Origin of the sequence: Aeromonas sp. 61P (genome assembly GCF_051919545.1) — a bacterium.
GTDB classification, from domain to species: Bacteria; Pseudomonadota; Gammaproteobacteria; order Enterobacterales; family Aeromonadaceae; genus Aeromonas; species Aeromonas veronii.
In genome coordinates this window covers 2,141,835-2,167,778 of the sequence record NZ_JBQBEL010000001.1, presented here as the reverse complement: position 1 = coordinate 2,167,778, position 25,944 = coordinate 2,141,835, and the positions used below count along the sequence as shown (strand labels likewise).

Annotated in this window: 23 protein-coding genes and 3 pseudogenes; 1 reads left to right on the top strand and 25 read right to left on the bottom strand. The window is 57.7% G+C overall.

Annotated elements, in window-relative coordinates:
• Positions 1-2: 2 nt before the first annotated feature.
• From ACTG2O_RS10470 to fliE, 25 genes and pseudogenes are all read right to left on the bottom strand, one after another.
• A complete protein-coding gene (locus ACTG2O_RS10470; RefSeq protein ID WP_439975712.1) occupies positions 3-923 on the bottom strand; it encodes a flagellar motor protein MotB in 921 nt (306 codons plus the stop codon).
• Positions 924-925: 2 nt separating this feature from the next.
• Complete coding sequence (locus ACTG2O_RS10465; RefSeq protein WP_019444726.1) at positions 926-1,663, bottom strand: flagellar motor protein; 738 nt, start codon at positions 1,661-1,663, stop codon at positions 926-928.
• A gap of 2 nt (positions 1,664-1,665) precedes the next feature.
• Complete coding sequence (locus ACTG2O_RS10460; RefSeq protein ID WP_019444725.1) at positions 1,666-2,781, bottom strand: protein-glutamate methylesterase/protein-glutamine glutaminase; 1,116 nt, start codon at positions 2,779-2,781, stop codon at positions 1,666-1,668.
• 32 nt (positions 2,782-2,813) lie between these two features.
• Positions 2,814-5,015: pseudogene (locus tag ACTG2O_RS10455) on the bottom strand (chemotaxis protein CheA).
• An 11-nt stretch (positions 5,016-5,026) separates the two neighbouring features.
• Positions 5,027-5,767, bottom strand: a complete 741-nt coding sequence (locus tag ACTG2O_RS10450; protein WP_005353668.1) for a protein phosphatase CheZ — start codon at positions 5,765-5,767, stop codon at positions 5,027-5,029.
• Between the two features lie 12 nt (positions 5,768-5,779).
• A complete protein-coding gene (cheY, locus tag ACTG2O_RS10445) occupies positions 5,780-6,151 on the bottom strand; it encodes a chemotaxis response regulator CheY (protein WP_005334709.1) in 372 nt (123 codons plus the stop codon).
• Between the two features lie 123 nt (positions 6,152-6,274).
• Positions 6,275-6,994, bottom strand: coding sequence for an RNA polymerase sigma factor FliA (locus ACTG2O_RS10440; protein ID WP_019444723.1), 720 nt, complete (start codon positions 6,992-6,994; stop codon positions 6,275-6,277).
• A pseudogene (locus ACTG2O_RS10435) lies at positions 6,987-7,860 on the bottom strand (MinD/ParA family protein). The gene ACTG2O_RS10440 and the pseudogene ACTG2O_RS10435 overlap by 8 nt, the downstream one beginning before the upstream one ends.
• A 1-nt stretch (position 7,861) precedes the next feature.
• Positions 7,862-9,284 (bottom strand): annotated as a pseudogene (gene flhF / locus ACTG2O_RS10430) (flagellar biosynthesis protein FlhF).
• Between the two features lie 16 nt (positions 9,285-9,300).
• Positions 9,301-11,403: a flagellar biosynthesis protein FlhA gene (gene flhA, locus ACTG2O_RS10425; protein WP_005353675.1), complete on the bottom strand. Its 2,103-nt coding sequence runs from the start codon at positions 11,401-11,403 to the stop codon at positions 9,301-9,303.
• A gap of 107 nt (positions 11,404-11,510) precedes the next feature.
• On the bottom strand, positions 11,511-12,641 hold the full coding sequence (gene flhB / locus ACTG2O_RS10420; protein ID WP_019444721.1) for a flagellar biosynthesis protein FlhB: 1,131 nt from the start codon (positions 12,639-12,641) through the stop codon (positions 11,511-11,513).
• On the bottom strand, positions 12,634-13,431 hold the full coding sequence (fliR, locus tag ACTG2O_RS10415) for a flagellar biosynthetic protein FliR (RefSeq protein ID WP_019444720.1): 798 nt from the start codon (positions 13,429-13,431) through the stop codon (positions 12,634-12,636). The genes flhB and fliR overlap by 8 nt, the downstream gene beginning before the upstream one ends.
• Positions 13,428-13,697 carry a flagellar biosynthesis protein FliQ gene (gene fliQ, locus ACTG2O_RS10410; RefSeq protein ID WP_040065332.1) on the bottom strand — a complete coding sequence of 90 codons (270 nt, stop codon included), beginning with the start codon at positions 13,695-13,697 and terminating at the stop codon, positions 13,428-13,430. The genes fliR and fliQ overlap by 4 nt, the downstream gene beginning before the upstream one ends.
• Positions 13,698-13,722: 25 nt before the next feature.
• A complete protein-coding gene (gene fliP / locus ACTG2O_RS10405; RefSeq protein WP_005334729.1) occupies positions 13,723-14,496 on the bottom strand; it encodes a flagellar type III secretion system pore protein FliP in 774 nt (257 codons plus the stop codon).
• Positions 14,483-14,863, bottom strand: a complete 381-nt coding sequence (fliO, locus tag ACTG2O_RS10400) for a flagellar biosynthetic protein FliO (RefSeq protein ID WP_005362049.1) — start codon at positions 14,861-14,863, stop codon at positions 14,483-14,485. Before fliO ends, fliP begins: the two co-directional genes overlap by 14 nt.
• Positions 14,860-15,252, bottom strand: a complete 393-nt coding sequence (gene fliN / locus ACTG2O_RS10395; RefSeq protein ID WP_005298791.1) for a flagellar motor switch protein FliN — start codon at positions 15,250-15,252, stop codon at positions 14,860-14,862. The genes fliO and fliN overlap by 4 nt, the downstream gene beginning before the upstream one ends.
• Before the next feature lie 49 nt (positions 15,253-15,301).
• The gene (gene fliM, locus ACTG2O_RS10390; protein WP_005334736.1) at positions 15,302-16,372 is read right to left on the bottom strand and encodes a flagellar motor switch protein FliM; all 1,071 of its coding nucleotides are present in this window, start codon (positions 16,370-16,372) and stop codon (positions 15,302-15,304) included.
• Positions 16,373-16,379: 7 nt separating this feature from the next.
• Complete coding sequence (gene fliL, locus ACTG2O_RS10385) at positions 16,380-16,895, bottom strand: flagellar basal body-associated protein FliL (protein WP_043822474.1); 516 nt, start codon at positions 16,893-16,895, stop codon at positions 16,380-16,382.
• Between the two features lie 57 nt (positions 16,896-16,952).
• Positions 16,953-18,890 (bottom strand): flagellar hook-length control protein FliK, encoded by a 1,938-nt coding sequence (locus ACTG2O_RS10380; RefSeq protein WP_439975711.1) that lies wholly within the window; start codon positions 18,888-18,890, stop codon positions 16,953-16,955.
• A gap of 67 nt (positions 18,891-18,957) precedes the next feature.
• Positions 18,958-19,398: a flagellar export protein FliJ gene (fliJ, locus tag ACTG2O_RS10375; protein WP_005334746.1), complete on the bottom strand. Its 441-nt coding sequence runs from the start codon at positions 19,396-19,398 to the stop codon at positions 18,958-18,960.
• A 27-nt stretch (positions 19,399-19,425) separates the two neighbouring features.
• Complete coding sequence (gene fliI, locus ACTG2O_RS10370; protein ID WP_267518935.1) at positions 19,426-20,757, bottom strand: flagellar protein export ATPase FliI; 1,332 nt, start codon at positions 20,755-20,757, stop codon at positions 19,426-19,428.
• A gap of 52 nt (positions 20,758-20,809) precedes the next feature.
• The gene (gene fliH, locus ACTG2O_RS10365; protein ID WP_439975710.1) at positions 20,810-21,634 is read right to left on the bottom strand and encodes a flagellar assembly protein FliH; all 825 of its coding nucleotides are present in this window, start codon (positions 21,632-21,634) and stop codon (positions 20,810-20,812) included.
• A gap of 68 nt (positions 21,635-21,702) precedes the next feature.
• Positions 21,703-22,764: a flagellar motor switch protein FliG gene (gene fliG, locus ACTG2O_RS10360; RefSeq protein ID WP_005334749.1), complete on the bottom strand. Its 1,062-nt coding sequence runs from the start codon at positions 22,762-22,764 to the stop codon at positions 21,703-21,705.
• Positions 22,757-24,466, bottom strand: coding sequence for a flagellar basal-body MS-ring/collar protein FliF (gene fliF, locus ACTG2O_RS10355; protein WP_005334750.1), 1,710 nt, complete (start codon positions 24,464-24,466; stop codon positions 22,757-22,759). Before fliF ends, fliG begins: the two co-directional genes overlap by 8 nt.
• Before the next feature lie 62 nt (positions 24,467-24,528).
• Positions 24,529-24,846 carry a flagellar hook-basal body complex protein FliE gene (gene fliE / locus ACTG2O_RS10350; RefSeq protein WP_005353687.1) on the bottom strand — a complete coding sequence of 106 codons (318 nt, stop codon included), beginning with the start codon at positions 24,844-24,846 and terminating at the stop codon, positions 24,529-24,531.
• 154 nt (positions 24,847-25,000) lie between these two features.
• On the opposite strand from fliE, the gene ACTG2O_RS10345 reads away from it, so the two are divergent.
• Entirely contained in the window at positions 25,001-25,912 is a 912-nt protein-coding gene (locus ACTG2O_RS10345; RefSeq protein WP_439975709.1) for an AraC family transcriptional regulator, read from the top strand.
• Positions 25,913-25,944 lie beyond the last annotated feature (32 nt).

Genomic DNA, 25,944 nt, shown 5'->3' with positions numbered 1-25,944 from the left:
TATCAATCCTGCCTTGTTGTTATGCGTATGCCACCACCGGGCAAGGTGATCACCTTTATCTCTCCTGCATCCACCGCCTGCTGTACAGCAGGAACCGGTTCAGCAACTATCGTCGGTGTTGCAACCACAGGTGCCGGCGGCACCCAGGCAAATTTGGAGATAGCGACCACAACCTTGCGATTCTGCAGTCTGCCCTGCTCGCTGCCGTTGTCAGCAAAGGGGGAAAACTCGCCATATGCCTCGAACGCCAGACGCTGAGGGGCTATCCCATCGGCAATCAAGCCATTGAGTACCGCCTCGGCCCGAGCAGCAGAAAGCGCCCAGTTAGAACGATAAATTTCATTATTTATCTGTTGGTTATCGGTATAACCCCGAACCCTTACATAGTTATCGACCGGTTTAAGAATACTTGAAAGAGTATTAATGACCGGTGCAGCGTTTGGTCCCAAAAAGGCACTGCCGCTGCCAAACAACAAGCCTGAACTGAGTTCAACCGTCAGCCAGTTCTCATCTTGCATCAGTTTGACGATACCGGCATCCACCAGCGAGCCCATGCTCTGTTGCAACTGCATATCAAGTTTCGCAAGTGTCGTGCCATCTTGCAGTACTGGCACTCCAGAAATGGGAGCAAGTGAAGGAGAGGGGGATGCTGGGCTTTCCAGCAACGATGGAGAGGCAGATACCGGGTTATCCAGCAGGGAATTACCCTGCCCTTCAAGCAAGCCATTGCCGCCAGACTGCATGACACTGAACGCCTGGCTCATACCATCAATCACCGCGCGATACTTGTCCTTGTTCACCAGCGCAACAGAGTAAAGCACCACGAACAAGGCAAAGATCAGCGTCATATAATCGGCATAGGAGACCAGCCAGCGGTCAAGATGCTCGCGCCCCTGCAAGTGCAACCGATAGCGCTTGCGCATGGCTACTCTCCTTTCAAATAGGCCCTAAGCCGGCGTTCAACCTGCAAGCCGTTTTCACCATGAGCGATAGCCAGCAGCCCTTCTAGGGTCATCTCCTGAAAGAGTGCATAGTGATAGTGAAATGCGCGTAGCCGGTTGGCGATAGGCAGGTAGATGAGGTTGGCAAACCCCACTCCATAGATGGTTGCAACAAATGCCACTGCGATCCCCGCCCCCAGCGCTGATGGATCTTCGAGATGAAACATGGCCTGGATCAACCCCAGCACGGCACCGATGATCCCGATAGTCGGACTGTACCCCCCCATAGCTTCAAATACCCTGGCGGCATGTTCATTGCGCTCCTGCTCGATATCGATATCGGCTTCGAGCAACATGCGAATATCCTCCGTGGAGACCCCATCGACAATCATGCCAAGCCCTTGGCGAGTAAAGTTGTCTTCCTCCTGCTCGGCCTGATTTTCAAGGGCCAGCAGCCCTTGCTGGCGCGCAAAGACGGCCCATGACTGCAACCGTTCGGCCTGCGCCGCGAGATCTTGGTGGGGAGGGGTAAAAATCCATAACAGCTGGCGCAACGCCAGCAGAATGTACTTGGCAGGAGTCTGCAACGTGACGGCACCGACAGTACCGCCCAGCACGATCAGAAAAGCAGGCCCGTCCACCAGCGTCAACAGGGAGCCGCCATGCCACAGTTGGGCAATGGCAATAGCCCCCAATGCCAGGAGCAGACCGAGCAAGCCCATGATTAGCGCCCCAACTCAACCAGAATACGCTGGGCCACCTTGTCCAGAGGGAGTGATTCGCTGGCAATTCCCGCTTTGGCTACTGCTTGGGGCATCCCATATACCACGCAGGAAGCCTCATCCTGAGCCCAGATGGTTGATCCCTGTTCTTTCAGCAGTCTGGCGCCATCACGGCCATCAGCCCCCATACCGGTCAGCACAATCGCCAATACCTTGTCGGCATAGGTCTTGGCCGCAGAGGCAAAGGTGATGTCCACACAAGGCTTGTAATTTACCTTGTCGTTGCCATCCACGATGCGAATGCGGGCCCCTGCACCACGACCTTCCAGCAGCATCTGTTTGCCACCTGGAGCAAGATAGGCATGCCCTGGTTTAAGCACATCGCCATCTTCCGCTTCCTTGACGCCAATCTGACATAACCCGTTGAGACGAGCAGCAAACGCGGCAGTAAAAGTGGCTGGCATATGCTGGATAAGCAGGATGGGATGGGGAAAATCCCCCGGCAACTTGGTCAGCACATTTTGCAAAGCAACAGGTCCGCCGGTAGAAGTACCGATCGCCACCAACTGATAACTCTTGCCACTGCGCTTGAATGAAGCACTTGGCACAGTGCGTTGCAGGTCAGGCTGACGATCAGGAGTTCTGGGCGCTATGCTGCCCAGAGGAGCACGAGCAACCGGTTCAGGTGCTTTGGGACGAGCAGTGGATGTCATCAGGAAGCGCTTGCGAGAGATCTCCTTCACCCGTTGTTGCAACAGTCTGACCGCTTCATCTTTGTCTCTGGCAATGTCCTCAAACTTCTTGGGCAAGAAGTCGAGTGCACCGGCGTCCAGCGCATCAAGCGTAGCCTTGGCCCCTTCATGGGTCAGGGAGGAGAACATCAGAATGGGGGTTGGGCACTTGGCCATGATCTCCCGCACCGCACTGATGCCATCCATCACGGGCATCTCTATGTCCATGGTGATCACATCAGGGCGCAGCGACATAGCCTTGTCCACCGCCTCACGTCCATTCTGGGCCGTATCAATCACCGTCAGCATGGGATCCTGATTGATGATCTCGCTCACCCGACGGCGAAAGAAGCTCGAATCGTCGACAACTAATACCTTGACTGCCATTGTTGTTTTTCTAACTCCTTGGGCCTGAGCTATTAATGTCTACGCGCATATGCTTTGAGCAGACTCGGCACATCCAAAATAAGAGCAATTCCGCCATCACTGGTAATCGTCGCCCCGGCCATGCCAGGCGTACCTTGCAGCAGGTTATCGAGTGGCTTGATCACCACCTCTTCCTGACCAATCAGACTGTCTACCACAAACCCGATTTGCTGAGTGCCAATCTGCACGATCACCACATGTCCGGTATCCTGGCGTGAACGCTTGTTGGCGCCACGAATCAACCATTTGTGCAGATAGAAGAGCGGAATCGCCTTCTCGCGCACAATGATGGTGAGCTGGCCATCAACCATGTTGGCCTTTTTCAGATCAAGATGGAAAATCTCGTTTACACAACCAAGGGGAAGTGCGAAGGTCTGCTCACCCACTTCAACCATCAGAGTCGGCAGAATGGCTAGCGTCAACGGAACCTTGATTTCGAGACGGGTACCTTTCCCCCAAGTGGAATCTATGTGCACTGACCCATTGAGGCTGACAATGCTGGTTTTAACCACGTCCATTCCGACACCACGGCCAGATATATCGGAGATCTCGGCCTTGGTTGAAAAGCCCGGAGCAAAGATCAGGTTATAGGCATCGTTGTCGCTCATGCGAGCGGCAGTATCTGCATCCAGAACACCGCGACTGATTGCGATGGACTTGAGTTTCTCAGGATCCATCCCTGCCCCATCATCCTCGATGCAAAGCAGAATATGGTCACCTTGCTGGGAGGCGCTAAGGGTGATCGTCCCTTGCCGCGGCTTGCCCGCTTTCTCCCTCACATCCGGCATTTCGACCCCATGATCGCAGGAGTTGCGAACGAGGTGAACCAGAGGATCGGCGAGCGCCTCCACCAGGTTTTTATCCAGATCTGTCTCTTCCCCCACCATCACCAGCTCAATCTCTTTCTTGAGGGTTCTGGCTAGATCACGCACCACGCGCGGGAAACGACCAAATACCTTCTTGATTGGCTGCATGCGGGTTTTCATCACCGCACCTTGCAGGTCAGCCGTTACCACATCCAGATTGGCAACCGCCTTTGACATCTCTTCATCATTGCTGGCAATACCCAGGCTCACCAGCCGATTACGAACCAGTACCAACTCGCCTACCATGTTCATGATGACATCGAGAGTCTTGGTATCCACCCGCACCGTCGTATCGCTTTACACGGCACTGTTTTCTACTGGCGCAGGCGCCGCCTTGGCGGCAGGCGCTGGTGCTTTGGCTGCTTCGGCAGGTTTTGCGGGAGCAGCCGGTGCAGGTTTGGCTACAGGAGTGGCCGGTTTGGGCGGAGTCACCGCAGCAGGTGCGGCAGGTGCGGCAGGTGCGGCAGGTGCGGCAGGTGCGGCAGGTGCCAGAGTACTCTGAGGCCCTTGGCCACGGCCATGCAATTCATCAAGCAGACGCTCAAACTCATCATCATCGATAAGCTCGTCCACCTCTTTTTGCACCGACTTCAGAGGATTTACCTCTGGCGCCCCCATGTGCTGTCCCTGACCATGCAGCTGATCCAGCAAGGCCTCAAACTCATCATCGGTGATATCGCCAGAGCCACCCGCTATCGGGGCTGCTGCAGCCGTCTTGGTCGGAGCCCCACCCACGCCGTGGAGCTCGTCCAGCAGACGCTCGAATTCGTCTGCAGAAATTTCATCGATCGAGCCGCCGCCATTGACAGGAGCAGGTTCGCTGCTGATGGCTGCGGGTTCAACAACTTCTGGAGCAACTTCTTCAACAACTACCGGTACTGCAGGTTCAGATTCTACAGCCGCAGCAGCACTGGTAGCAGTGCGCAGTTGCTCTTCCCCTTCCGGCTTGCACAACTCGTGGAGGTCATGAAGCAAATCATCTGACGCAGGGCTGGGTGCTTCGCGATTTTGAACCTGGGCGAACATGACATTGATGGCATCCAGCGCTTGCAGGATTACATCCATCAGCTCCGCAGTAACGGTTCGCTTGCCATTACGCAAGATATCGAACACGTTTTCCGCACCGTGGCATACATCAACCAGTTCACCGAGCGACAGAAAACCAGCCCCCCCTTTCACGGTATGGAAACCGCGAAAGATGGCATTCAACAGGTTCTTGTCATCGGGCCGCTTTTCCAAGTCGACCAGTTGTTCAGACAACTGTTCCAATATTTCGGATGCTTCGACCAGAAAGTCTTGCAGTATGTCTTCATCAACTTCGAAGGCCATGCGTCACTCCATTAGAATCCCAAGCTAGACAGCAGATCGTCCACATCATCCTGACCATTGACCACATCGGCACGAGCCTCGGGGTTCATGATAGGGCCCTCTGCTTCAATCCCGTTGACAGGAATACTACGAGTTGAATGCTCAGCAGAAGCCTCACCAAACATGGTCAGCATTTCTATTAATTTTGTTTCAACTTCCTGAACAAGCTTGATGACCTTGCGGATCATCTGACCTGTCAAATCCTGAAAATCTTGCGCCATCAGGATTTCTGTCAGCAGTTGCCGTAATTTATCGGCATCAGACTCTGAAGCCTTAATAAAATCATCAAGTTGGTGACATAAGGATTTGAACTGCCCCACGCTCATGTCACGAGACATCAGGGCATTCCAGTTCGGCATCACCAGCTGGATATTGTCATTCAGGCGATCCGCTATCGGCAAACTGGCTTCCACCGCATCCATTGTGCGATTGGCCGCTTTGTCGGTCATATCGATAACGTAGCTCAAGCGTTCCCGAGCATCGGGAATATCATGAGTAGCCAAATCGGGAATACGGGGATCGAGGCGAAATTCTTGAAGTGAATCATGCAGTTGTCGGGTCAGCTGACCTACTTTTTCAAACAGATCGGCTGCGTTGGGGGCACATACTTCGGCAAGCAGTTCATCGGCCAGCTCAAATTCGCCTTGCTCCAGATGAGCAACAAGCATCCTTGCCTGGTCGAGCGAAATCATTGCTCTCGTTTTGGCCATCATCCCTGCAGCTCCTTAGCCAATTCGTTCGAAAATTTTGTCGAGTTTTTCTTTGAGCGTTGCTGCGGTGAAGGGCTTGACGATGTAACCGTTGACGCCAGCTTGGGCGGCTTCAATGATCTGCTCACGTTTAGCTTCAGCGGTTACCATCAGTACCGGCAGATGCTTGAGCTTCTCATCGACACGGATGGCTTTAAGCAGGTCAATACCTTGCATGCCAGGCATGTTCCAGTCGGTAACTACAAACTGAAAATCACCATTTTTCAGCATCGGCAGCGCTGTATTGCCGTCATCCGCCTCATGGGTATTGTTGAATCCCAAGTCGCGCAGCAAGTTCTTGATAATCCGGCGCATCGTTGAAAAATCGTCAACAATGAGGATTTTCATGTTCTTGTCCAAAATTCCCTCCTAAATAGCCACCAGAGTGGCTCACTTACATGATGCTAAAAACGGGTTGTGTCGTGCGGATTATGCCTTAGAGTTTCATCTCAGTGTAGCCAGTACAAACACTTATAGATGCCAATCTCTCAAACGAGCACGCAATCTGTGCATTGCCTGACTGTGGATCTGGCTCACACGCGACTCGCTGACATTCAAAACCTCGCCAATTTCACGCAAATTCAGCTCTTCATCGTAGTAAAGAGAGAGAACCAAAGCTTCTCTCTCTGGTAGACGACCAATTTGCTCGGATAATTGAATCTGAAATCGCTCGGCAGCCAATTCATCGAATCCCGAGCCTGAAGGAGCATCATCGGGGTTACCGATCACATCCTCGCTGACCCCCAGATCCTCGATACCGATAATTTTGCCGCAAGAGACGTCTTGCAGCATCGCATGGTAATCAGCGATGGAGACCCCCATCTCGGCAGCAACCTCGGTATCTCGCGCGTCACGACCGTGCGTCTGCTCGACATTCTCGATCGCTTCTGCAATAGCCCGACTGTTGCGATGCACAGAGCGGGGTACCCAGTCACCACGCCGGATCTCATCCAGCATGGCGCCTCGGATGCGGATCCCGGCATACGTCTCGAAGCTGGCCCCCTTGCTACCGTCAAAGTTGCGGGAGGCTTCAAGCAGCCCAATCATACCTGCCTGGATCAGGTCATCCAGCAAGACACTGCTGGGCAGGCGAGCCAACAAATGCTGGGCAATTCGCTTGACCAGGGGAGCATGACGCTCCACCAGCACATAGGAATCCTGATGACGCAAGTACGCTTGGGCTTTATTCACGGGAACCTTCCTGTGTTGTGGCCGGTTTCTGCAACAAATTTTCCAGGAAAAACTCCAGATGGCCGCCCGGCTGGTTGGGAACCGGCCAGCTCGCCGCCTTGTTGGCAAGGGCCCGGAACGCCAGTGCGGCCGGCGACTTGGGAAACGCCTCGACAATCAGCTTCTGCTTACGCACGGCGGCACGCAGGTTGGTGTCATAAGGTACACAGGCGACCAGCTCCAGCGAAGTGTCGAGGAAACGATCCGTGACCCGGGTCAGTTTGGCAAAGAGCTCCTGCCCTTCGCGCAGACTGCGCACCATATTGGCCACTACCTTGAAACGAAACACACCGTGATCCTTGGAGAGGATCTTGATGAGGGCGTAGGCATCGGTGATGGAGGTCGGCTCATCGCAAACCACCACCATGATGTCCTGAGCTGCTCGGGTGAAGCTCAGCACCATATCGGAGATCCCCGCAGCCGTATCCACCAGCAGGATGTCGACCTGGGTTCATCTCGCTGAAGGCGCGGATAAGCTCGGCATGCTGCACCGGAGAAAGCTCGACCATGGACTGGGTGCCCGAGGTCGCAGGCACGATCATCATGCCGTAAGGGCCTTCGACAATGATGTCGTCGATGGTGCACTCACCCGCCAGCACGTGAGAGAGGTTGCGATGAACCCGCAGCCCCAGCATGACGTCGACGTTGGCCAGACCCAGGTCGGCATCCAGCACCATCACCCGCTTGCCTTGGGCAGCCATGGCTCCGGCCACGTTCAGGGTCACGTTGGTCTTGCCCACGCCACCTTTACCACCGGAAACGGCGATTACTTTTACTCGATTGTTTTGACGCATTTTGCGCAGACCACTCGCCTGATCCATATACATGTTACTCATAAAACTCCGAATCTTCGGCCTCGCCAAAGCCTGCGCCCCAGAAATAGGGCTCCTCTGTTTCTCGCTCCAGCGAGCCCATGGCAGCCCCGACGAGCTGCGCCGCATTGGCAACCTATATCTTCCGGAACCCTTTGTCCGTCAGTGATATAGCTGATGGGCAATGAATTCTGGATACACACGTTAATCACTTCGCCCAGATTCAGACTTTCATCCAATTTGGTAAGTATGCAGCCGCTTAATGGAATACGCCGGAAATGGTCAACCGCCTCCTGCATCACCCGACGCTGGGACGTTGCCGACATCACCAGATAACTGCGGATCCGCACCTTGGCATTCTTGACCAGGGTATCGAGCTGCTCGGTCAACCGGATATCCCGTTGGCCAACCCCGGCCGTATCGATAAGTACCAGCCGACGATGGCGAAACTGATAAAGGGCATTGGCCAGCTCTTCGGCATCACGCACCTGCCGCACCGGACACCCCATGATGCGGCCATAGGTCTGCAGCTGTTCATGGGCACCAATCCGATAGTTGTCGGTGGTGATCAGCGCCACCTGCTCGGCGCCATACTTCATGGCGAAACGGGCCGCCAGCTTGGCGATGGTGGTGGTTTTGCCCACCCCGGTCGGGCCAAGCAGCGCCACCGCGCCGCCCTGACGCATGATCTCGTCCTCACTGATCTTGAGCTGAGCCGTCAGCACCTCGGCCAACTGGGCCATCGCCTGATGGATGGACATATCTTCGGGGATCAGTCCCGCCAGTTGATCGGCAAACGCATCGTCAAAGCCCAGCTTCTTGAGCTCCTTGATCAGCAGTGCCCGCATCGGCTCGCGGCGCTCCACCTCTTGCCACATCAGCCCGGAGATCTGATGCTCCAGCAATTTACGGATGCTGGCCATCTCCTTGCGCATCCCTTCCATCTCCTGATCCCGCTGGGCAGGTTGAGGGGCGCGCTGGCCGGAGGCAACCCGGGCCTTGGGCTTGGCAGGTTCGGGGGCTGCGCCCCACTGCCCCTGCTCGGCCAATGTTCTGGGCGCTGCATTGGCAGCGGCCAGACCGGCCGATTGGGTATTACCCATTGGCGCCCCATTGCCCGGCTTGAGCTTCTGCTGGCGCGCCAGCAAGGCGGCCAGGGTATCGGCATAATGTTCGTTCTGCTCCTTCGCCGGCGACGGCTCGGGGCGGATCATCTGCCGTGCAGCAGACGAAATATTGACGCTCTCATCGTTCAGCTGACGGCGAACCGGCGCATCTTTGGGCCCCGGAACCTGGGATTGATAATCGACTGCGGCGACTATCTCTACCCCTCCGGTAACCTTCTTGTTGGACATGATGACGGCGTCAGGCCCGAGAGTCTCCTTGACCTCGGCCAGAGCCGTTCGCATATCCTTGGCAAAAAACCGCTTAATCTTCACCCGTCGTCTCCGCTAACTAGTTCTGCCCTACCGCACTGACGATGCGGATCTGCTTGTCGTCGGGCACTTCCTGATAAGACAGAACGCGCAATCCAGGAATGGCATTCTTGACAAATTTCGCCAAGGTATTGCGCAAGATCCCCGATGTCAGAAGCACGGCCGGTTGGCCTTCCAATTCTTGTCGTTGAGTGGCTTCCACCAGCGAACGCTGCATCCGCTCAGCCAGACCCGGTTCAATACCGGCACCATCACCGCCACCTGCCTGCAGGGATTGATGCAATATACGTTCCAATTCCGGTGCCAAGGTAATCACCGGCAGCTCGGGATCGGGACCTGCAATCTCCTGCACAATCAGGCGACGCAGGGCAATCCGGCAAGCGGCCGTGAGCACTTCCGGATCCGGACTGCGCGGCGCGTATTCAACCAGGGTCTGCAGGATAGTGCGCATATCGCGGATTGGCACGCCTTCATTGAGCAAATTCTGCAATACCTTCACAAGGTTACCCATGCTGATCACTTCCGGCACCAACCCTTCGACCAGCTTGCTCTGATGTTTGCCAATCATGTCGAGCAGCTGTTGTACCTCGTCATGGCCCAGCAGCAGAGCAGCATGGTTGGTCAGGATCTGGCTCAGATGGGTAGCCACCACGGTCGCGGTATCCACCACCGTATACCCCAGTGTCTGTGCCTGAGAGACCATCTCCTTGGCAACCCAGACTGCTTCCAGTCCGAAGGCGGGATCCCGGGTGGCTATCCCCTGGATCTGGCCGAACACCTGCCCCGGATTGATGGCCATCTCCTTATCATGGTAGACATTGGCCTCGCCGGTACTGACCCCCATCAAGGTGATGCGGTATTGGTTTGGCGCCAGATCCAGGTTGTCGCGAATGTGGACGGCAGGGACCAGAAAGCCAAGCTCTTGCGAGAGTTTCTTGCGCACCCCTTTGATCCGGTTGAGCAGTTCGCCACCCTGATTGCGATCCACCAGCGGGATCAGCTGATAACCCACTTCCAGCCCGATGATGTCCACCGGCATCACATCGTCCCAGCTCAGCTCTTTCTGTTCATGAGGCTGCTCGGCTGTGGCAGGCAACAGCTCACCCTTGGCCGCTTTGGCGGCCGCCAGTTTCTCGCGGCGCAGCAACCACCAGGCGCCAGCGGCGGCAAGAGCCCCCAGACTCAGGAAGGCGAAATGGGGCATCCCCGGCACCAGTCCCATCATCAGCAGAATACCGGCGGAGATGATCAGGGCTTTGGGATTGTCAAACAGCTGACCCAGCACCGCAGTTCCCATGTCCTGATCGGTATTCTGACGGGTCACTATGATGGCGGCGGCGATGGAGAGCAGCAGGGAGGGGATCTGCGCCACCAGACCGTCACCGATGGCCAACAGGGTATAGATCTCGGCCGATTCGCTGAAGGTCAGCTGGTGCTGCATCATCCCGATGATGAAGCCGCCGATGATGTTGATAAAGAGGATCATGATGCCCGCAATGGCATCCCCTTTGACGAATTTGGAGGCACCATCCATGGAGCCGTAGAAGTCGGCTTCCTGGGTCACATCCTGGCGACGCTTCTTCGCCTCTTCCTGATTGATGAGGCCAGCGTTCAAATCGGCATCGATGGCCATCTGTTTGCCTGGCATCGCATCAAGGGTAAAACGGGCACTCACTTCCGCGATCCGCCCGGCACCCTTGGTGATCACCACAAAGTTGATGATCATCAGGATGGTAAAAACGATGATGCCGACCGCATAGTTGCCGCCGATCACCACGTTACCGAACGCCTCGATCACATGGCCGGCCGCCGCACTGCCATTATGACCTTCCAGTAACACCACCCGGGTCGAGGCAACGTTCAACGCCAACCGTAGCAAGGTAGCGAGCAGCAGTACGGTCGGGAAGGCAGCAAATTCGAGGGGGCGGCGGGTATAGACGGATACCAGCAGCACCACGATGGAGAGGGCAATGTTAAAGGAGAAGAGCACGTCCAGCATCAGCGGCGGGATGGGTAACACCACCATGCCGAGCGCGGCCAATACCAGCAGAGGGGTACCAAGGCCTTTGCCCAATACTCCCCGGTACTCTTTGAACTGGCCCAATACTGCCTTGAATTCCATCGCGCTTCTCAATTTCAACCTGCTGGTGCCAGATTAAAGCAAACATCAGGCCAACAATACAAGACATTGAAATGCAATGGATTTATTTTGACTACGTCAGAACTTTGTCATTTGCGATATTCGGTCGGAATGGGGAGATCTTTAGCCAGTGGCTGGGGACGGCGCCCCTGACCACGACGGAATTTCTTGAGCTGGAAGACATAGGCGAGCACCTGGGCAACCGCAGCAAACAGCCCTTCCGGGATCTCGTGGCCCAGCTCGGTTGAGTGGTAAATAGCCCGGGTCAAAGCCGGTGACGGCATGATGGGGATCTCGTACTCTCTGGCGATCTCCCTGATCTTCATTGCAATTTCATCGGTGCCCTTGGCTACGACCTTGGGCGCGGCACCGGGTTTTCCCGCATCATACTTGAGCGCTACCGAGTAGTGGGTCGGGTTGGTGATCACCACATCGGCCTTGGGCACATCCCCCATCATCCGGCGCATAGCCATCTGCATCTGCAGCTGACGGATCTTGCCTTTTACCTCGGGCTTGCCTTCGCTGTCCTTGAACTCGTCCTTCACCTCCTGCTTGGTCATCTTGAGCTGACGCATGTGGTTCCACTGCTGGAACGGCACATCGATGGCCACGATGGGGAGCAGGGCACAGCAGAGGATGATCAACATCCAGAGAAACAACTCCAGCGCATCGATAATACCGCCGGGGAAACCCTCCATGGATAGGTTGAGCAGATGATTAAACTGACTTGATAACATCCACCAGGCAAACAGGGTGATGAACACCACCTTGGCGATGGATTTGACCAGCTCAATCAGCGACTGCACCCCGAACATTCGCTTGAGGCCGCTGAGCGGGCTCAGCTTGCTCATCTTGGGCATCATGGCTTCGGTGGAGAAGTTCATCCCCCCCATCAGGGTGTTGCCGATAAAAGCGGCAATCGCCACCAGCGCAAACAAGAGTCCCAGCGGAAGCACCAGTTCCCCCAGCAGCGCCGGCACCATAGCGATCATGGCATTGGGATCGAAGGCCTGCTCCCTGTCCAGGGTAAAGCCCATGGTGACAACCTTGACCATGGCGGTCGCCAGCGAGCCCTTGAGCATCAACAGGCCAAAGACCGCCGAGAGCAGAACGCTGGCGGTCCCCAGCTCTTTTGAACGTGCAATCTGCCCTTTTTCACGGGCCTGTTGCAGTCGTTTGCCCGTGGGTTGTTCGGTACGTTCCTGGTCGGTATCAGCCATGAGCGCCCCCGAAGCACTGGGTGTTGATCAGCTCGCAGCTAACCTCCTGCACCCGCTCCCACATGATGTCGAAGTGACCGAGGAACCCGCCGATAGTGAGCCAGAGGATCAGCAGACCCGACATCATACTGACCGCAAAACCGATACTGAAAATGTTGAGCTGCGGCGCCGCCCGGGTCATGACGCCAAAAGCGAAGTTGATCAGCAGCAGGGCGACGATGGCAGAAAGGGCCATCACCAGTGAGGCCTGATACATCACTCCGAGAAAACCGATCAGGGTACGGATGGCCGGTAAAGTGAGTCCAGCGTCCGACACCGGCAAGGTTTCAAAGCTGAGGATCACCAGCCGCAGCATCACCAGATGGCCATCCAGCGCCAGAAATACCAGGGTCGCCAGCATCAGATAGAATTGACCCACCACGGGGGCCGACTGGCCATTCATCGGATCCACCAGGGTGGCAAAGCCGAGGCTGGTTTGCATGGCGATGACCTGACCGGCCATCACGAAGCTCTCCATCAGAAACTGGGTCATCAGACCGAGGGCAATTCCGATCAGCAACTGCTGGCCCAATACCAGAAAACTGCCAGCAGAGAAGAGCTCGATAGGGGGCATTTTCGGAAGCAACGGAGCTATCAGAAAGGTGATGGCCAAAGCCAGCCCCATCCGTACCCGCGCAGGAGCAAGGCGGCTGCCAAACACCGCCATCACCATCAGCAGACTGCTCACCCGCGCCAGCGGCCAGAGGATGGAAGACAACCACTCCATGATCAGAGCGGTTGTGTAGGTCATCCCACCACCTCGGGGATTTGGTTCACCATCAGCACGAAGAAGTCCATCAGACTCTGCAAGCCCCAGTGAGCGCCAGCCCCCAGCGCAAACAGTGTCACGATGAGACGAGGCAGAAAGCTCAGGGTCTGTTCGTTAATGGAGGTGGCCGCCTGAAAAATGGCTACCACCAGGCCGATAGCGAGGCTGGGCAGGATCACGGCGCTGACCATGATATTGACCAGCCAGAGCGCCTCGCGAAAGACGTCGACAAAGGTTTCAGGACTCATGTTCGGGCTCCTTGCGCTCGACCGGCTAACCGGCACCCAGTCCGAAACTGTTGGCCAGTGACCCCAGAATGAGGTTCCAGCCATCCACCATCACAAACAGCATCAGCTTGAAGGGCAGCGAGACAATCATCGGCGAGAGCATCATCATCCCCATCGCCATCAGGATACTGGCCACCACCAGATCGATGACCAGGAACGGCAAGAACAGCATAAAACCAATCTGGAAGGCGGTTTTCAGCTCGCTGGTGACAAAGGCCGGGATCAGCACCCGTAGCGGCACATCGGCAGGTTTCTCCACCTGCACGTTGGCGATCTCCATAAAGGTGTTGAGATCCTTGATCCGGGTCTGGGCCAACATGAACTGGTGGATGGGCAACTCGGCCCGCTCCAGCGCCTCTTTTGCCTGAATGGTCTCGGCCAGATAGGGCTGCAGCGCCTCATCATTGATGCGATCCAGCACCGGCGACATGATGAAAAACGACATGAACAGGGCAATGCCGATCAACACCTGGTTAGATGGGCTCTGTTGCAGACCGATAGCCTGGCGCAAGATACCCAACACCACAATGATGCGGGTAAACGAGGTCATCATGATCACCATGGCCGGCAAGAAGGAGAGCGCGGTCATCAGCGCCAGCACTTGCAGGGTCAGGCTGTACTCCTGAGAGCCATCCCCCATGGTCTTGACGGTCACCGCCGACATGGCGTCCTGTGCCAACGCAGGCCAGGAGCAAAACAGTGGTATCAGCAGGCTGACCAGCAGCCCCGTTTTCAGCCATAAGCCGTTAGCTTTTTTCATGCTTGCCCATCAATTTGCCAAGCTGCTGGGAAAACGCCTGAGGCTGGTTTTCGTCCAGCGGCTCCTCCAGCCGGTAGAGAAAGTTAACCTGCTGCGGTGTTACGCCGACCAGTAGTTGCTGTTCGCCCACCTTGACCACCAGCAGCTTCTCTTTGTAACCCACCGGCAACGAGGCGATGACCCGCATCTGGCCGCCCCCCATGGCGGTCGCCAGCTTGCTCTTCTTGAGCAGAAAGCCCAGCACCAGAATGAGACCGATCACCATCAGACTGGAGAGCAACCAGGAGCTCAGACTAGGCACGTTGGCAGATGCCGCTGTCTCGGCAAAGGCCGGAACAGGCAGCAATAACAACAGGAGGCGCATCATTTGAGCTTCTTGATCCGTTCAATCTGGCTGATGACGTCAGTCAGGCGGATACCGAACTTGTCGTTCACCACCACCACCTCGCCGTGAGCGATCAGGGTACCGTTGACCAATACATCCAGCGGCTCGCCTGCAACACGATCCAGCTCCACCACCGAGCCCTGGTTCAGCTGCAACAGGTTGCGGATGCTGATCTGGCTGCGGCCCACCTCCATGGCGATAGTGACCGGAATATCGAGAATGGTGTCGAGCTTGCGACGCTCCTCGGCACTGATGGGGGCATCATCTTTCAACTCTTCCAGCGGGGCTGGCTTGGCTTCCGCCGTCACCTGCTCCTCCAGAGCCGCAGCCCAGGCATCAGCCATCAGATCCTCTTCCTCAGTTCCGCTCATCTTGTTTCCTTATGCTACTTCGTGACCGTTTACCGTAATAAACCGTCAATTATCGCTGTTGATCTTCGATACTGCGCTCGAGCTCTTCCAGCTCGGCCTCGCCATCAATTCGTACCCCGCCCCGGGTCACCAGATGCATCTCCGTCTTGACCCCTTCCGGACGTTTGAGCTTGTCGGTGATCTTGAGCGCCACATTATCCTTGGTGCGGCCCATCTTGGCGTGGAAAGTGGGCAAGTCCTCGACAAAAACCAGCAGATTTTCCGGCATATCGACCGGAATGATATCGCCGGGTCGCAGCTCCATCAGTTCACGCAGGGTGAGTTCGGTCTCCAGCAGCTTGGCGCGCAGCTCCACCTTGACGTCCATGATCTCGTCACGCAGCGCCTTGCTCCAGCGTACGTCAGTATCCCCCTTGTCGCTCTGCACACCAGCGTCCAGCAGCTCGCGGATCGGCTCCAGCATGGAGTAGGGCATCGCCACGTGGAAGTCGCCGCCGCCACCATCGAGCTCGATGTGGAACGAGCTGACCACAATCACCTCGGTCGGGCTGACGATGTTGGCCATTGCCGGGTTCACTTCGGAGTCGAGATACTCGAACCCCACGTCCATCACCGGCGCCCAGGCATCCTTGTAATCCTCAAACACCAGTTTGAGCAGCATCTGGATAATGCGCCGCTCGGTCGGGGTGAACTCGCGCCCCTCAATCTTGGCGTGATAACGGCCATCACCACCGAAAAAGTTCTCCACCAGGATGAAGACCAATCGGGCCTCCATGGTGATAAGCGCCGTCCCCTTGAGCGGGCGGAAGCGCACCATGTTGAGACTGGTCGGCACAAACAGGGTATGAACATACTCGCCAAACTTGAGCATCTGCACGCCGTTGATCGAGACCTCGGCGGTACGACGCATCATGTTGAACAGACTGATCCGCATATGGCGGGCGAAACGCTCATTCACCAGCTCCAGCGTCGGCATGCGACCACGGACGATGCGGTCCTGGGAGGAGAAGTCAAACTGGGCTACGCCGGGGTCTCCAGCGCCGCCTATCTCTTCCTCTTCGACATCATCGACACCGTGCAAGAGGGCATCAATTTCGTCCTGACTTAACAGATCGCTCACGCTTCACCTACTGCATTACAAAGCCGGTAAACAGCACTTGTTCGATAACGGGGGAAGAGACCAGGTCCTTGAGCACCCGACGGCACTCTTCCAGTGAATCCTTGCGCAGCTTCTCCTTGCCTTCGAAGGTCATCAGCTGTTCGGCACTGGCTGCGCTGAATACCCGCAGCAAGGTGCCTTCAATCAGGGGGATATTCTGTTTGGCCAGCGTCTCGTCGGCGGTACCGCGCACCATCAGCTGGATCTTGATCTGCACCAGTCGATCTCGCTGGGCACCTGCGACGTTGAAGACAAATGGGCGCGGCATACCGACATAGAGGGAAGGTTTAGGCGCTTCCTCCTTGGGTGTAGCCTCGGCACCTTCCGCCGCTTCAGCGGGCGGTTTATCGGAGCCAGAGAGCATCAGGAAGGCGCCAGCACCACCTCCGCCCAGCAAAATTACCGCCAGGGCAATGATAATGATCAGCTTCTTTTTCTTGCCCGCAGCCGGGTCTTTTAGCGTCAACTCGTTATCGTCAGCCATCCCTTGTCCACCCTAGTCTCAAACTTGTTCGATATCATAAACTTACTCGGGATTGCATCAAGCATAGAAATCAATTCCGGAACCGTTTGTCGATTCCACCAGCAAACTGGGGTTGGATGTGGTGAGTTCCCCTTCAACCAGCCCGTTACCGGACCGCGGCTGACCACTACTCTGACCTTGCTGCCCCTGCCCGTTAAAGGTGGGCTGGCCCTGTTGCTGCTGTTGCTGCTGTTGTTGCGACTGCTGCTGTACCTGCGTCTGACCAAGCTGGATCCCCTGCCCTGCCAGCATGTCACGCAGCCGGGGCATCGCCTGCTCCAGCATCTCGCGGGTCTGTCCATGTTGTACCACAAAATGGACGTTGGCCTGGCTGTCGGCTCCCATCTGGATCTGGATCTTCATCTTGCCAAGGCCGAGTGGGTCGAGCTGAATTTCCGCCTGTTGCAGTTTTTCGGCCAGCATCACATTGACCTTCTGGTGCAATTCGGCAGGCGCTTCCTGACTGGCCAGTTTCAAATGGGGTAAATTCTGCGGCTCACGGCGCAGCGTCGTCTCAGCGGCGGGCGCCCGGCTATCGGCTACCTGTGGCTGAGTCTGGCTGTTCTGGCCATGCTGAACGGTCTGGCTCGGGCTGATCTCACTGCTAGATGTCGTCGCAACCAGGCTCTTCTCCGCCTCACCGGCCTTCGGCTTTACCTCAAGCGAAACCGCTTTTCGCACCTCGTCGGTGCCGGTCACTTCCATCTGTTTGATGCCGGCTGAAATGGTCGACAACGGCGCTTGCGGCCCCTGAGATTCGGCCTGTGCCAACACCTGCTGCGGCGCCACCATCACTGGGGCGGCAGCACTATCGGTCTGAGCCGTCGCATTTGCCGTCACGCTGCCCTGGGCTGCGGCACTTGCTACGGCACTTTGCGCCGTCGTCACGGGCGCCGAACCTTGATTGGCGGCGGTGGCTGGTTGCTGGCTGCCTTCGGCGGCACCCTTTTCTGTCCCCTTGCCAGCTACCCCACTTCCATCCGCAGTTGCTGAAGTGGTTGCAGCGCCCGCTTCAGGCTGCTTGAGCCCCTCATTGAAGGCCTTGAGGGCGGCCCCCTGAGTCGCGGCTTGCGTTGCCTGCCCCTTGTTAGTCAAAGCATTGCTGGCGGCGAGATCGGATTTGCTGTCGCCAGCCTCTTTTGCAGCGAGTGACTCAGCGGATTTGGCGGTGCTTGCCGACTCATCGACCGGCAGCACCTTGGCCAGCTGGGCCATTCGCTCTGCCCCCGTGAGAGGCTTGGTCTGCTTGCCATCTGCTCCGAGGGTTTCGCCCTTGGCAAAGGCTTTCTCCCCGGCCTGCCCATCCGCAGTAGTGGCGGCATCTTCACCTTCAGAGGAGAGAACGGCAGCAGAGGCATCGCCCTTCGCCACCACTCGCGCCGCTGAAGACGATACGGTGGTTTCTGAAGTCGAATTGGCGGTCGTCGCCAGCGGCGACTGCGCCCCGGTCTGACCTGCAAGCTGTTGGACAATTCTGGCAGCGGCAGGAGTCTGCTCGCCTTCATCAAGCGCAATCCCCTCCAGCTCACCCTCTTGCGGCAACGGATTGCCGTCTACCACAGTGGCGCTCTGTTGGGCCGCCACAGCCAGCTGGGGAGTCACTAGCGAGGTATCGAGCTTGAGGGAGTCTTGCAGGCGCAGCAGAAAGTCGGTGGCAGGGACCTCCTCCACCTTGTTGTCGGCGTCAGAAGCCTGCTCCTTGCCGGTCTCCTCTTTGGGAGAGGCGCTCTCGGTCGCCAAAGATTTGGCTGATCGGACATGGTTACCGCCCTGAGTGGCCTCGGCGGCGCCCTGTTCGCTGTTCCGGGCCTTGGCAATCAGGGTGGCGAAATCCCCCTTGCTGTCGCTGCCGGTTCCCCCATCGATACTTTTGCTCTCGACGGAACCGCTCAGAGGCGCTTTGTCCAACCCGTTGGCCGGAGCCGAAGGCGTTTGTGTCAACAGTGTCTGCATCATGATGGGATCCCTGAATTCTGGTGGCCCCCAAAGAGATGGCCGCCGACAATGTCCATATCAAAGCAAGTTACAGGCCAGATTGATGAAAGCGCCGCAACATGGCGTACTCATCCAGCATCTTCTGCTCCTGACGCTGGGCTTTCTGCTGCTCGCGGCTCGCTTGCTTCTCCAGCAACAGCTCTACCGCCTTGCGCCGCTGCTGGGCTGCCAGCCACTCTTCACGACGCTGTTCCAGCGCCTGACGCACCTGCAACACCCCTTCGTACTGCTGGGTCGCTGCCTGTTCAAGCTTGTTGATAAAGGCGTGATACTGGGTATTTTGTTGAGGCGAAATCCCCTGCAGGCCGCGATCGGTCCACTGCTGGTGATAGATCTGGCGGTACTGGTTGAGGGCATTTTGCTGATCCATGAACAGCTTGAGATCCTGCTGCGCCTTCACCAACGCCAGCGCACACTGCTGCTCCGCCTCCACCAGCCGATCGGCCAACAATACCAGCCCTTTACTCATCGTCGACCTCTCTGTTACCGACCATCATCAGCGCATCAATGGCATCGCCACCATCTGCAAGGCTTGCAGGCCATCATCGTAGTGAATGACCTCGCGCATCCCCTGCTGCAAGAACTGATCCAGATAGGGTTTTTGAATGATGGCACGGTCGATGCGCGGATCGGAACCCTGACTGTAGGCACCGATGGTGATGAGATCCCGATTCTGCTGATAGAGGGAGTAGAACTGCTTGAGGGTGCGCGCCAGATCCATATGTTCCGGCGAAGTGACCATGGGCATGACCCGGCTGATGGACTTCTCGATGTCGATAGCCGGATAGTGGCCCGCATCGGCCAGCTCGCGCGACAGAACTATGTGGCCATCGAGGATCGCCCGCGCCGCATCGGCAATGGGATCTTGCAGGTCATCCCCCTCGGTCAGGACGGTGAAGAAGGCGGTGATGGAGCCCTGGCCGTCACTGCCGTTACCCGCCCTCTCCACCAGCGCCGGTAATTTGGCAAATACCGAGGGCGGATAACCCTTGGTCGCCGGCGGCTCGCCCACCGCCAGCGCGATCTCACGCTGGGCCTGGGCATAACGGGTCAGCGAATCCATCAAGAGCAGCACATTAAGCCCCTGATCGCGAAAATACTCGGCGATGGCCAGCGCCGTTTCACACCCCTTGAGCCGCATCAGCGGCGAGGCATCAGCGGGAGCCGCTACCACCACGGAGCGGGCTCGCCCCTCCTCTCCCAGAATGTCTTCGATAAACTCTTTCACTTCCCGGCCCCGTTCACCGATGAGGCCGACCACCACCACATCCGCCACCGAGCCGCGAGTCATCATGCCAAGCAGCACCGATTTACCGACACCGGAACCGGCAAACAACCCCATCCGCTGGCCCTGACCAACCGTCAGCACGGCGTTGATGGCGCGCACCCCCACATCCATCGGCTGATGGATCGGGCGGCGAGAGAGCGGGTTGATGCGGTGCTGGGCAAACTGCACGGTCTGGGAGGAGATAATGGGGCCGAGCCCATCGAGTGGCTGGCCGATGCCGTCGATGACTCGACCTAGCAGGTTCATGCCGACCGGAATGCCGTGCTCTTCGGTGATGGGCACCACTCGGGCACCGGGGATCACCCCCTTGAGCTGCTCGCTCGGCATCAGATAGAGGCGATCGCCAGAAAAACCGACCACTTCAGCCTCCAGCGTCCCATCAAGGGTATCGATGCGGCAGAGGGCACCGATGGCGGCACGGCAGCCGATGGCTTCGAGGGTCAGCCCCACCACCCGGGTCAATTTGCCGGCGACCGGCGGTTTGGGGGCGCTGTCGCGTACCTTGTACCCTTGCAACCGGTTCAGTAGCGAGCCGCTCATCTGGCCTCCTGAGAGCTAAAAAGTGCAGCCGGACGGCAACGTCCGGCATCGGTTATGGGCGTGAGTCCTGCGAAGCCGGTTTCTGCGACGCATTGTCCCGCAAGAAGTTGCGCAGCAACTGATCGATGCGCCCGGAGAGGGTCAAATCGATGCTGGAGAGCTCGGTCGCCAGTTGCAGATCGCCGGGGGAGAGGGTGGGATCGCTCTGCAATCGCCAGTGGCGCTTGGCGCACTCGTCGGCGCCAAATGCCTGCTCGATTCGCGCGATATCGTCGGGATGCAACATCAGAGTCACCCCCTGTTCGGCGGCAGGTAGCAAGGCCAGCCCCTCTTTAAGCGCCTCCAGCAGAATGCGAGGAGAGGTCTCCGCTTCGTGACGAATGAGCGCGCGGGCCAGTTGCATCACCAGCGAGACCAACTGCTGCTCCACCGCCTGATCCATCTCGTTAAGCGGATTGGCAAGGCGCGCGGCGAGCCCCTGCCAGTGGGCGATCTCCTGCTCCACCAGCTCGCGGCCCATGGCCAGCCCCTCCTCGCGCCCCTGTTCGAGACCGGCAGAGTGGCCCTGTTGCAATCCTTCCAGCTTGCCCTCTTCCATCCCCTTGGCATAACCGGACTCGCGTCCCTCGGCCATCCCCTCTTCCCAGGCGGCCTGACGGATCGCTTCAAGCTCCTCGGCGGTGATGCTGGGGGTCGGCTCCTGTTCGGGCTCCGGCTCCACCACCTCCTCTTCCTGCTGATACCAGTCAGGGGCAAGGCCAAGAGCATTGGTGGGGGCCCCCGCCTCTATCTCGACCTCCATCTCGGGCCAGCCCCAAGTCTCAACCCGGGCATCATCGCCCTCGGGGCGCACATACCCACGCAGTTTGTTGTTCATGCTTTGCGCGGCTCCTCACCACTGCCTGATGCGGGCTTGGCATCGCGGTTCTGTTTATGGGCCATGGCTTAGAGGAACTCCTCGCCGCCACCGGCACCCAGCATGATTTCGCCAGCATCCGCCAGACGACGGGCGATGGAGAGGATCTCTTTCTGGGCTGCTTCCACTTCGGAGACCCGGATCGGCCCCATGGCTTCCAGATCGTCTGCCAGCATTTCGGCCGCCCGTTTGGACATGTTCTTGAAGATCTTCTCGCGCATCTGATCGTCGGAGCCCTTGAGGGCACGTTGCAGCAGATCCCCAGGCACTTCCCGCAGCATGGTCTGGATGCCGCGATCGTCCACATCGATGAGGTTTTCGAACACGAACATCAAATCCTGGATCTGCTGGCTCATCTCTTCGTCCGACTCGCGGATGGAATCCATCAACTGGCCTTCGATATTGGTATCCAGATAGTTCATGATGTTGGCGGCTGCCTTCAGGCCGCCCATCTTGGCTGCCTGGGCACCGGCCGCACCGGCGAACTGTTTCTCCATGATGTCGTTCAACTCTTGCAGTGCCGCCGGTTGTACCTCTTCGAGGTTGGCGATACGCATCACCAGATCGAGGCGCACCTGCTCCGGGAACTGGCTCAGGATCTCGGCGGATTGCTCCGGCTCCAGATAGGAGAGCACGATGGTCTGGATCTGGGGGTGTTCGTTCTGGATGATGCTGGCCACCTGACGGGCATCCATCCACTTGAGCGAATCGAGGCCGCGGGCGCCGGAACCGAGAATGATCTGGTCCACCAGGTTGCTCGCCTTGTCCTCGCCAAGGGCCGCCACCAACGCCTTGCGCACGAAGTCTTCGCTGCCGATACCGATGTTGGTGTACTTCTGGATATCGTCGATGAATTGACGGTGCACCGCCGCCACCCGATCGTGACTGAAGTCAGACATGGAGGCCATCGACATACCGAGCCGCTGCACCTGCTTGGGCTCGAGATGACGGAAGATCTGGGCGGCATCCTCTTCATTGAGGCTCAGCATCAACACCGCAGCCATCTCCATCCCCGACATCTGGTCGAGGATCTGGCGCTGACTGTCAGTGATGTCATTGCCGGTGACTTGACTCTTCTTTTCTTCAGGCATCTTTGTTCGTTACCCATTCTTTAATGACCTGAGCGGCCAGATCCGGCTCGTTCGCCACCAGCGCACGTACCGCCTTGAGCAAGTCTTCGTCACGGTGCAGATCCGGCAGTTTCAGCTGGCCATCACGGACACCAAATACCTGATCGTTCTCGACTTGTGCTGACAGCAGGCTCAACTCGTCGTCGCCACCCAGTACGGTGTGGTTGTCGAAATCCACTTCCCCTTCCGGTTTGGCATCCGGGTAGAGCAGTCGCTTGAGCATGGGGCGAACCACGGTGACGATCAAGACGATGATCACCAGTACCGAGGCGGCAATCCGCACCGCACGCCAGAACCAGGGCTGATCGTAGAGCGGCACCTCGGCCACGGTATCCAGCTCTGGGCGATTGAACGGAATCGCGACCACCTCAAGGGTATCACCCCGGGTCACATCAAAGCCAAGGCCACCGCTCAGCAAACGACGCAATGTATCGAGTTCTGCCTGGGTGCGCGCCTCACGAGTCACGGCCCCGTCGGCACCGGGTACCGCTTTGTAATCCACGGCAACCGAAACAGTCATGCGGCGAATGCCACCCATCTGGCGACGGGTATGGCTGACGGTGGTATCCAGCTCGAAGTTGCGGGTCGCCTCTTTGCGGGAGCGGCCCGAAGCGGCAGCGCTGGCACCATCACCACCGGTCGCCTCCTCGGGAATATTGGAGGCGGCAGGGGGCTGGTTGGAGAGTGCACCAGGCACACCACCGTTGCTGCCACTGGCGCTGTTCTCTTCCATGGTCATCTCGGAGCGCACAGCAGGCAAGTCAGGGTTGTAAGTCTTGCGGGTCTGCTCCTGCTGGGAGAAGTCGAGGGAGAGATCCACTTCCGCCGTATAGTTGTCGGCCCCTAGCACCGGGATCAGGATGGCGTCAATTTTTTGTTTGTACTCCAGCTCCTGCTTCTGCTGCATGGCAAACTCTTTGCGAGTCTGGGCCGAGATCGGGTCTTGCGAGCCGGAGTTGAGCAGACGGCCATTCTGGTCGGTGACGGTGACGCGGGTCGGCTCAAGGCCATGTACGGCGGAAGCGACCATATCGACGATGGAGTCCACCTCCCCCTGCCCCAGCGCCGCCCCTTTCAGGTTGAGCACCACGGTGGCACTGGGTTTGCGTTCGTTGCGGGCAAACACGTTGTCTTTCGGAATGGCCAGCAGCACCTGGGCCTTGGCCACATTCTGGAACTGCTCGATGGCGCTCGCCAGCTGGCGCTCGCGGCTCAGCTTCAGACGTTCACTCTCCATCCGCTGGCTGACGCCGAAACTGGAATCTTTCAGCAGGATATCTTCACCACCGATGTTGCTATCGGTGGCATTGGCAAGACCGGCACGGGTCAGGGCCAGTTGGATAGTGGGGTAGCTTTCGGCGTTGACCAGCACGCTCTTGCCATCCACCTCATAGGGGATCTTCTGCTGATCGAGGAAGTCGAGAGTCTTCACCAGCTCCTGGGTGGTGTAGGTGCCGAGCGGACGCATGTCCGGCTCCTTGCCCCACAGCAGGATAAACACCGCAATGGCCAGACAGATGGCAAGCCCCAGGATCAGGGTGATTTGCCGCAGCACATCGGTGTTGGACAGGAAGCCCAGCGCCGAACTCTTCTGCTCATTTTCATCGAGGGCGGCGGTGCCCTCATCGTTTATCAGCAGATCGCCGTTTTGGTCAGTAGCCACGATTTATGTCCTTATTGCTGACATGTTCATGATGTTCAGTCGTCATGGTTTATTGGCGTCGTTTATACCGGCATGTTCATGATGGTCTTGTAGGCATCGACCATCTTGTTGCGCACCTGTACCGTGGCTTCAAAGGCGATGGAGGATTTTTGGCCCGCGATCATCACCTCGGCCAGATCCACCGACTTGTCACCCATATCGAAACGGGTACGCAGGTCATTGGCGGCCCCTTGCAGCTCGTTGACGTTGCCAAGCGCCTGTTGCAGCAGCAGACCAAAGTCGGAGGTTACCTGACGACCGGGTTGTGCCAGCGGCGTTGCGCCTGCTTCGATCTTGAGCGCCTGCATCTCTTGCATCAGGCTGCTTGCACTAATTTCCATTTTCCATCCCCAGACAAATCATTGACGCAGGCATGCAACAAGCAATTAGAGTGCCAATGCGTTAAAAGCGCGATGCGAATGAGTGGCCAGACCAGGCCGGACGGGTTCGACAACGGCAGGTGGCTCTGATTAAATCCGACTCTGACGCCCACTTTTGCTGGCTGGCAAGGAGTCCGCTCTGGATTATCGCAAACCCGTGTTCAAGGCGATGGACTACATCAGCCACCATCTGGATGACAATCCGGGCCTGGATGAGGTCGCAGCGGCGGCGGCCATCTCCACCTTCCACTTCCACCGTATTTTCAAGACGATGGTCGGCGAGACCATTGCCGGATTTACCCGGCGCCTGCGTATGGAGCGCGCAGCCCGTCGCTTGCTCGCCTCCCCCCAGAGCGACATCACCACCCTCGCACTGGCCGCCGGGTTCTCCAGCTCGCAGAATTTCGCCAAGGCCTTTCGCCTGCACTTCGCGATGAGCCCCTCCGAATACCGCCAGCAGCAGGGGGGAAACTGGAAAAGCAAGATTGGAAACGATCCCCTTCCCTTTGACACCTATGATGGCCTGGTCATGCACCCGGTCACCGAACACCCGAGTCTGTTGCAGGGGGCAAGCGTCAGGCAGATGCCCGCCCGGCGCGTGGCGTACATGCGCCGCCTGGGCCCCTATGGCAAAGAGACCTGCGAGCAAGCTCATCGGGATTTGCTCGCGCTGTTCGCCTCAGACGAGGCGATGACACCGGCGGGTACACTGAGTCTCTATTGGGATATCCCCGATATCACCGATGAGACCCGTTGCCGTACTGACGTCTGCATCGAGCTGGGGCCAGAGATCCCCGCTGGGCGCCAGTTAACCACCCAGACCATCGCAGCGGGCCTCTATGCGGTTTGTCAGTTTATCGCTCGCGGCGATCAACTGGTTGCCTGCTGGGAGACGGCGTTTCGCTGGGTAGTGGGTCAAGGGCTGAACTGCGACGATCGTCCGTGTTACGAGCAATACCACGCAGGCACGGACTCCGACCGGGATCATTACGTGTTTGATATCTGTATCCCGCTGATCAACCGATAAGCCGATACCTCATTTCCATTTACCCACTTCGG

What these genes read in the sequence shown, in the direction of transcription:
- fliR (WP_019444720.1), bottom strand. Translation starts at nt 13,431, where the DNA reads ATGACCTACACAACCGCTCTGATCATGGAGTGGTTGTCTTCCATCCTC.
- fliO (WP_005362049.1), bottom strand. Translation starts at nt 14,863, where the DNA reads ATGATGCGCCTCCTGTTGTTATTGCTGCCTGTTCCGGCCTTTGCCGAG.
- fliE (WP_005353687.1), bottom strand. Translation starts at nt 24,846, where the DNA reads ATGGAAATTAGTGCAAGCAGCCTGATGCAAGAGATGCAGGCGCTCAAG.
- flhA (WP_005353675.1), bottom strand. Translation starts at nt 11,403, where the DNA reads ATGGAATTCAAGGCAGTATTGGGCCAGTTCAAAGAGTACCGGGGAGTA.
- ACTG2O_RS10450 (WP_005353668.1), bottom strand. Translation starts at nt 5,767, where the DNA reads ATGATGGCCAAAACGAGAGCAATGATTTCGCTCGACCAGGCAAGGATG.
- fliP (WP_005334729.1), bottom strand. Translation starts at nt 14,496, where the DNA reads ATGAAAAAAGCTAACGGCTTATGGCTGAAAACGGGGCTGCTGGTCAGC.
- ACTG2O_RS10460 (WP_019444725.1), bottom strand. Translation starts at nt 2,781, where the DNA reads ATGGCAGTCAAGGTATTAGTTGTCGACGATTCGAGCTTCTTTCGCCGT.
- cheY (WP_005334709.1), bottom strand. Translation starts at nt 6,151, where the DNA reads ATGAAAATCCTCATTGTTGACGATTTTTCAACGATGCGCCGGATTATC.
- ACTG2O_RS10380 (WP_439975711.1), bottom strand. Translation starts at nt 18,890, where the DNA reads ATGATGCAGACACTGTTGACACAAACGCCTTCGGCTCCGGCCAACGGG.
- ACTG2O_RS10465 (WP_019444726.1), bottom strand. Translation starts at nt 1,663, where the DNA reads ATGGGCTTGCTCGGTCTGCTCCTGGCATTGGGGGCTATTGCCATTGCC.
- fliH (WP_439975710.1), bottom strand. Translation starts at nt 21,634, where the DNA reads ATGAACAACAAACTGCGTGGGTATGTGCGCCCCGAGGGCGATGATGCC.
- fliN (WP_005298791.1), bottom strand. Translation starts at nt 15,252, where the DNA reads ATGAGCGGAACTGAGGAAGAGGATCTGATGGCTGATGCCTGGGCTGCG.
- fliQ (WP_040065332.1), bottom strand. Translation starts at nt 13,697, where the DNA reads ATGAGTCCTGAAACCTTTGTCGACGTCTTTCGCGAGGCGCTCTGGCTG.
- flhB (WP_019444721.1), bottom strand. Translation starts at nt 12,641, where the DNA reads ATGGCTGATACCGACCAGGAACGTACCGAACAACCCACGGGCAAACGA.
- fliL (WP_043822474.1), bottom strand. Translation starts at nt 16,895, where the DNA reads ATGGCTGACGATAACGAGTTGACGCTAAAAGACCCGGCTGCGGGCAAG.
- fliI (WP_267518935.1), bottom strand. Translation starts at nt 20,757, where the DNA reads ATGAGCGGCTCGCTACTGAACCGGTTGCAAGGGTACAAGGTACGCGAC.
- ACTG2O_RS10470 (WP_439975712.1), bottom strand. Translation starts at nt 923, where the DNA reads ATGCGCAAGCGCTATCGGTTGCACTTGCAGGGGCGCGAGCATCTTGAC.
- fliJ (WP_005334746.1), bottom strand. Translation starts at nt 19,398, where the DNA reads ATGAGTAAAGGGCTGGTATTGTTGGCCGATCGGCTGGTGGAGGCGGAG.
- fliG (WP_005334749.1), bottom strand. Translation starts at nt 22,764, where the DNA reads ATGCCTGAAGAAAAGAAGAGTCAAGTCACCGGCAATGACATCACTGAC.